The organism is uncultured Thiodictyon sp. (assembly GCF_903828115.1).
GTDB lineage: Bacteria > Pseudomonadota > Gammaproteobacteria > Chromatiales > Chromatiaceae > Thiodictyon.
Genome location: NZ_CAIKKU010000391.1, coordinates 1 through 4,889 on the forward strand (window position 1 = coordinate 1; position 4,889 = coordinate 4,889).

The following is a 4,889-nucleotide window of genomic DNA, read 5'->3' on the forward strand; positions in this document are numbered from 1 at the left end:
CGCCTGCCCAACAGCGTCTTCAAACCCTACGCCAGCATCGGCACCAACCTGCTCTTCTTTGAGAAGGGTGAGCCGACGCGGGAACTCTGGTTCTACGAGCACCAGGTGCCCGCGGGCCAGAAGGCGTATTCGATGACCAAGCCCATCCGGGTCGAGCACTTCCAGGGCTGCGTCGACTGGTGGGGCGGCCCCGAGCGGGCCGGCCGGCAGGAGACCGAGCAGGCGTGGCGGGTCGATATCGACGCGATCAAGGCACGCGGCTACAACCTGGACTTCAAGAATCCGCACACGGTCGCCGACGATCACGGCGACCCGGAGGAACTGCTGGCCAAGCTGGAGCAGGATGAACAACGGGCCGCTGAACTGCGCGATCAACTGAAGGGCATCCTGGCCGAGGCGTTACTGCGATGAACCAGGAGCAATTACTCAAGCACTTCGACCGTATCGTAGATGCGCCTGACGCCGTGCCGCGGTTACGGCGGTTCATTCTCGATCTGGCTGTTCGCGGGAAGCTGGAGGAGCAGGACCCAGACGATGAACCGGCAGCGGAGTTGCTCAAGCGGATTCAGGCGACGAAGGCTGGCCGCAATTTGAAAGATAGAGCGAAGCCTGGCAAGGGAAAATATATCGCCGATACCGATCAAACTGCCTATCAGTTGCCCAGCGGTTGGACCTGGGTATCGCTGGCTGATCTGACGGCTGTACTTAATGGGCGCGCGTACTCAAAGAATGAGCTTCTGGACGAAGGCACCCCAGTGTTACGTGTCGGCAACCTTTTTACTTCTGATCATTGGTATTACTCAAATCTCACGCTTGACGATGATAAGTACTGTGATGAAGGAGATCTCCTGTTCTCGTGGTCAGCCTCATTCGGGCCTTTCATATGGCCTGGTCCAAAAGTAATCTATCACTATCACATTTGGAAGCTGAGTCTTCATGACGAACTGAATCTCGACAAGAACTACTTTTACAGATTCCTTCTTCACAAGACGCAAGAGATCAAAGACTCTGGGCACGGCGTGTCGATGCTTCACATGACCAAGGAAAAAATGGAGCTGGTGCAAGTGCCGCTCCCGCCCCTCGCCGAACAACACCGCATCGTCGCCAAGGTCGATGAGCTGATGGCCCTGTGCGATCGGCTGGAGGCGGCGCAGAACAAGCGGGAGCAGCGGCGCGACCGGCTGGTGGCGGCCAGCCTGAGCCGCATCAACCAGCCCGCCCCCTCTGCCGAGGGCGAGACCACCTTGAGGGAGCACGCCCGCTTTCACCTCATCCACTTTCCGCGCCTCACCACCCGACCTGAGCACATCAAGACCCTGCGTCAGACCATCCTCAACCTGGCCGTCCGTGGCCGACTTGTTCCTCAAGACCAAAATGACGAGCCGGCCTCAACTACACTCGTTAAGAATGACACGAACAGAAAAGCAATTGCAAGTCATGATCGACGCGCCGATGCTGATGCACAAGAATTGCTTGCCCAGGACGCTAGATGGAATGTGCCGGCATCATGGTGCTGGCGTGGTGTGGCCGATTTAGCCCTTTTTATCGATTACCGCGGAAAGACGCCAACAAAGCTTAAATCGGGGGTTCGATTAATAACTGCGAAGAACGTCAAGCCAGGTGTCATCAATCATTATCCAGAAGAATTTATCTCGGAAGATGTCTATTCGAGTTGGATGACTCGGGGCATTCCAAAGGACGGTGACGTGCTTTTTACAACGGAAGCACCGATGGGCAACGCCGCAGTAGTACACATACCTGGGCGATTTGCCCTGGCTCAGAGGGTGATTAATTTTAGTCTATACGGCGCTATTGATGCCGACTTCCTGGTCCTTCAGCTTCTTTCTGAGCCGTTTCAGGCCATCTTGAGTAAGACGGCCACAGGTATGACGGCAAAGGGCATTAAGGCAGCAAAGTTGAAGCGCTTACCCCTGACTATCCCGCCCCTCGCCGAACAACACCGCATCGTCGCCAAGGTCGATGAACTGATGGCCGTCTGCGACCAACTGGAAGCGAACCTCACCACCACCCAAACCGACAGCCGCCGCCTGCTCGAAGCCGTGCTGCGCGATGCGCTGGCCCCGGCGCTTGAGGCCGCCGCTTGAGCGGCAAGGCCAACCCGGTCTTGCCCTTCCTCCCATGCTCCGTTTGGGAACCTGGCGCCGCAAGCTCTGCTTCCAGTGGCGGCAAGGCAGGAAGCGCATCGCTTCGCACAGACTCAAAGCGGAGCTTTCCGGACCGCATTCCAAGCAGCGCTTGATTCGAGAAATCCATGCAAATATTAAAGTCCTTAAAGGCCGAGAACTTTGTTGCCTTTCAGCAGCAACTGGACTGGCAAGACCATGGCTCACTGAACGTCATCATTGGCGAAAACGACACCGGCAAGACGCACCTGCTGAAGTTGCTCTATGCCATGGCACGGGCGATGGAGGACTACGCGAAGAAGCGTGCCGGCCCCGAACCAAAAGACCTCCCGGAACTGCTGGCCAATAAGCTGCGCTGGACCTTCCTGCCACAGAAGCTCGAACTGGGCAGGCTGGTTTCTCGCGGCTCCGGCAATCGCCTGAGCGTGGATCTCGGCTGGAACAACAATGGCAACCTAAGCTTCGGCTTTGGCAAGGACACCGTCAGCAAGATCCTCGAGTTCCAAAGAAATAACGTCGAGGAGATGAACGAAAAGAAAAGCACCTTCCTTCCGCCCAAAGAAATCCTGTCCATCTACGATGCGATCGTCGCCACCCGCGAGGGCGCAGAGATCGCGGCCTTCGACGATACCTATTATGACCTGCTGCAGGATTTCCGCCAGCCCCTGGTGCGCGGCAAACTGCAACAGAACATCAATACCGCGATCAACCATCTCGAGGACGTCACTGGCGGTGGCGAAATCGATCTCGATAGCGAGGGCATCTGGTTTCAGCGCGGCAAGGAACGATTCAACATGCACCAGACGGCGGAGGGCATCAAGAAGATCGGCATCCTCTCGCGCCTGATGCGTAATCGCCGTATCTCGCCCATGACCGGTTGCCTGCTGTTCGTCGATGAACCGGAGGTCAATCTGCATCCACGTGCGGTCATCCTGTTTGCCGAAATGCTACATCAGTTCGCCCAGTCTGGGATTCAGGTTTATCTCACGACCCACAGCTATTTCCTGCTGAAGCGCCTGGAACAACTCGCGCGTCGGCACGCGGCGGACTATACCCTGCTCGATCTGCGCCGGCAGGCGGGCGCAGGCGTGGTCGGTATCGCTACGCACCTGGCCGAGGGGCTGCCGGACAACCCCATCATCCAGCAATCCCTCATGCTATTCGACGAAGACGTCCGGCTGGACCTTGGGGAGTGAGTATGGTCGTCTACGAGGAATCCGGACTGAGTGTCAGCTTACCTGTCGGCGCCCATTTCCGTTTCGCCGACTTGCCGGGTTATCAGGCCCTCTGCGGGCAGCACCTGAAAGAAATGGACTTCGCCTGGATCGACAATGGTGAACTGCTCCTGCTTGAGGTGCGCGACTATGGCGGCTCGTGCGCAACGCTGAGTGGTGCCGACTTCGTGCCCGGGCAGAGACTGCCCATCCCGTGGCGCTTTCAGACGCTGATCGACAAGCTCACCGATTCTCTATTGATGCTGCTCGCCGCTTGGGCCGGCACCGGTAGGGGACAAGCGCTGAGGGCGCAATTGCCGACGCCGGCCCGTGCCAGGTTGCCGCTGCGGCTGGTCGTCGCTATCGAGTTGCCCGCTGCCCTGACAATACACCTGGGGCCCCTGCGAGACATGCTCAACCAGCGCCTGCGCGGGCGTATTGCACTAGCCGACGTTTCTTCAGTCGCGTTGCTCGACTATACCCGACTGATCAACCACCCCCGGTTCCGCCCCTATATTCGGAAGTTATCATGAGGTCTGTTCCACTGGTTTTGCCTTCCCCGGGTTCCCAAGCAGAGTTTGGCGATACCGGGGACAGACCACGGTTCCCACTCGAATTTCCTGCCACGGTAGCAGAGCAGGGAAATAGGGGACGTACCACAAACGATAGCTCTACGTGAGATCCCCGCGCACCCGATCGCATCTGGGGCTGCCAGTGGCGAAGTTGCGGCGGCAGGCGCGGGTCGATCAGGTCGGCCCGGTCGGTCTTGGCAGTCCAGGGCTCGGCGCCGTTGCAGAGCACGATCGGGAGCACCGGCGGGCGCGGATCATCCGGCCCGATCGTCGAACGACGAATAACTGCCGTTCGCCAGATCCCTTATCCGGTTGAAGTCGGGTATCTTGACGGGAATTCCGGGGACAGTATACGTATTTCCACGAAGAAGCAGAAACCGCGGCCCGGCGCGTGTCGATTCTCGCGTCGCCAGGCAGGCGGGGATACTCCAGCCCGGCCCTGGACTGGACGCTTGCCGCCTTCGATCAGGGAACGTCCGCCAGCGCGCGGGACAGATCCATCGCATCGTGCAGGAGCCGGAGCACATGGATGTCACCGTTCGAAGCTATACGATAGACAATGAAATGACGGGCAGTACGGCCCCGTCGTGCGATGTGGAAGGTACGAATGCCGGGCCGGATGTCGTCCCGCCGACGGCTTGCCGGGTGCTCCGGGTGCTCGAGTAGATCGCCCAGCGTGTTTTCGATCAACGCGCGATATTGCCGACGTTGCGCCGGCCCCCAGCGCCTGACGCTGTGCTGCAAGGCGTCGGCGATATCCCGGCGCGCGGATGCGGAAACGACAAGCCGCTTCATCTAAGCAATAGGACTCGCGTCGATCTCGTCCATATAGGCGGCGATCTGGCTGCGTGTGCTCAACAGGTCAAACCGGCCTTCATCGATATCGCGAATACCGCTGTCGACCGCTTGCCGCAACGCGTCCAGTCGCGCTGCATCCTCGGCCTCACGCTGTTCCACCA

Annotated in this window: 5 protein-coding genes; 4 read left to right on the top strand and 1 reads right to left on the bottom strand. The window is 59.0% G+C overall.

Going from position 1 to position 4,889, the window contains the following annotated elements:
* From QZY48_RS14370 to QZY48_RS14385, 4 genes are all read left to right on the top strand, one after another.
* Nucleotides 1-411 (top strand): N-6 DNA methylase (locus QZY48_RS14370; protein ID WP_295431856.1); only part of this gene is annotated, 411 nt, incomplete at its 5' end.
* Nucleotides 408-2,105 (top strand): restriction endonuclease subunit S, encoded by a 1,698-nt coding sequence (locus tag QZY48_RS14375; RefSeq protein WP_295431858.1) that lies wholly within the window; start codon nucleotides 408-410, stop codon nucleotides 2,103-2,105. The genes QZY48_RS14370 and QZY48_RS14375, both read left to right, overlap by 4 nt.
* A gap of 167 nt (nucleotides 2,106-2,272) precedes the next feature.
* Nucleotides 2,273-3,340 carry an ATP/GTP-binding protein gene (locus tag QZY48_RS14380; RefSeq protein WP_295431861.1) on the top strand — a complete coding sequence of 356 codons (1,068 nt, stop codon included), beginning with the start codon at nucleotides 2,273-2,275 and terminating at the stop codon, nucleotides 3,338-3,340.
* Nucleotides 3,341-3,342: 2 nt separating this feature from the next.
* A complete protein-coding gene (locus tag QZY48_RS14385; RefSeq protein WP_295431864.1) occupies nucleotides 3,343-3,891 on the top strand; it encodes a hypothetical protein in 549 nt (182 codons plus the stop codon).
* A 504-nt stretch (nucleotides 3,892-4,395) separates the two neighbouring features.
* On the opposite strand, the gene QZY48_RS14390 is transcribed toward QZY48_RS14385, so the two are convergent.
* Complete coding sequence (locus QZY48_RS14390) at nucleotides 4,396-4,725, bottom strand: type II toxin-antitoxin system RelE/ParE family toxin (protein ID WP_295431867.1); 330 nt, start codon at nucleotides 4,723-4,725, stop codon at nucleotides 4,396-4,398.
* Nucleotides 4,726-4,889 lie beyond the last annotated feature (164 nt).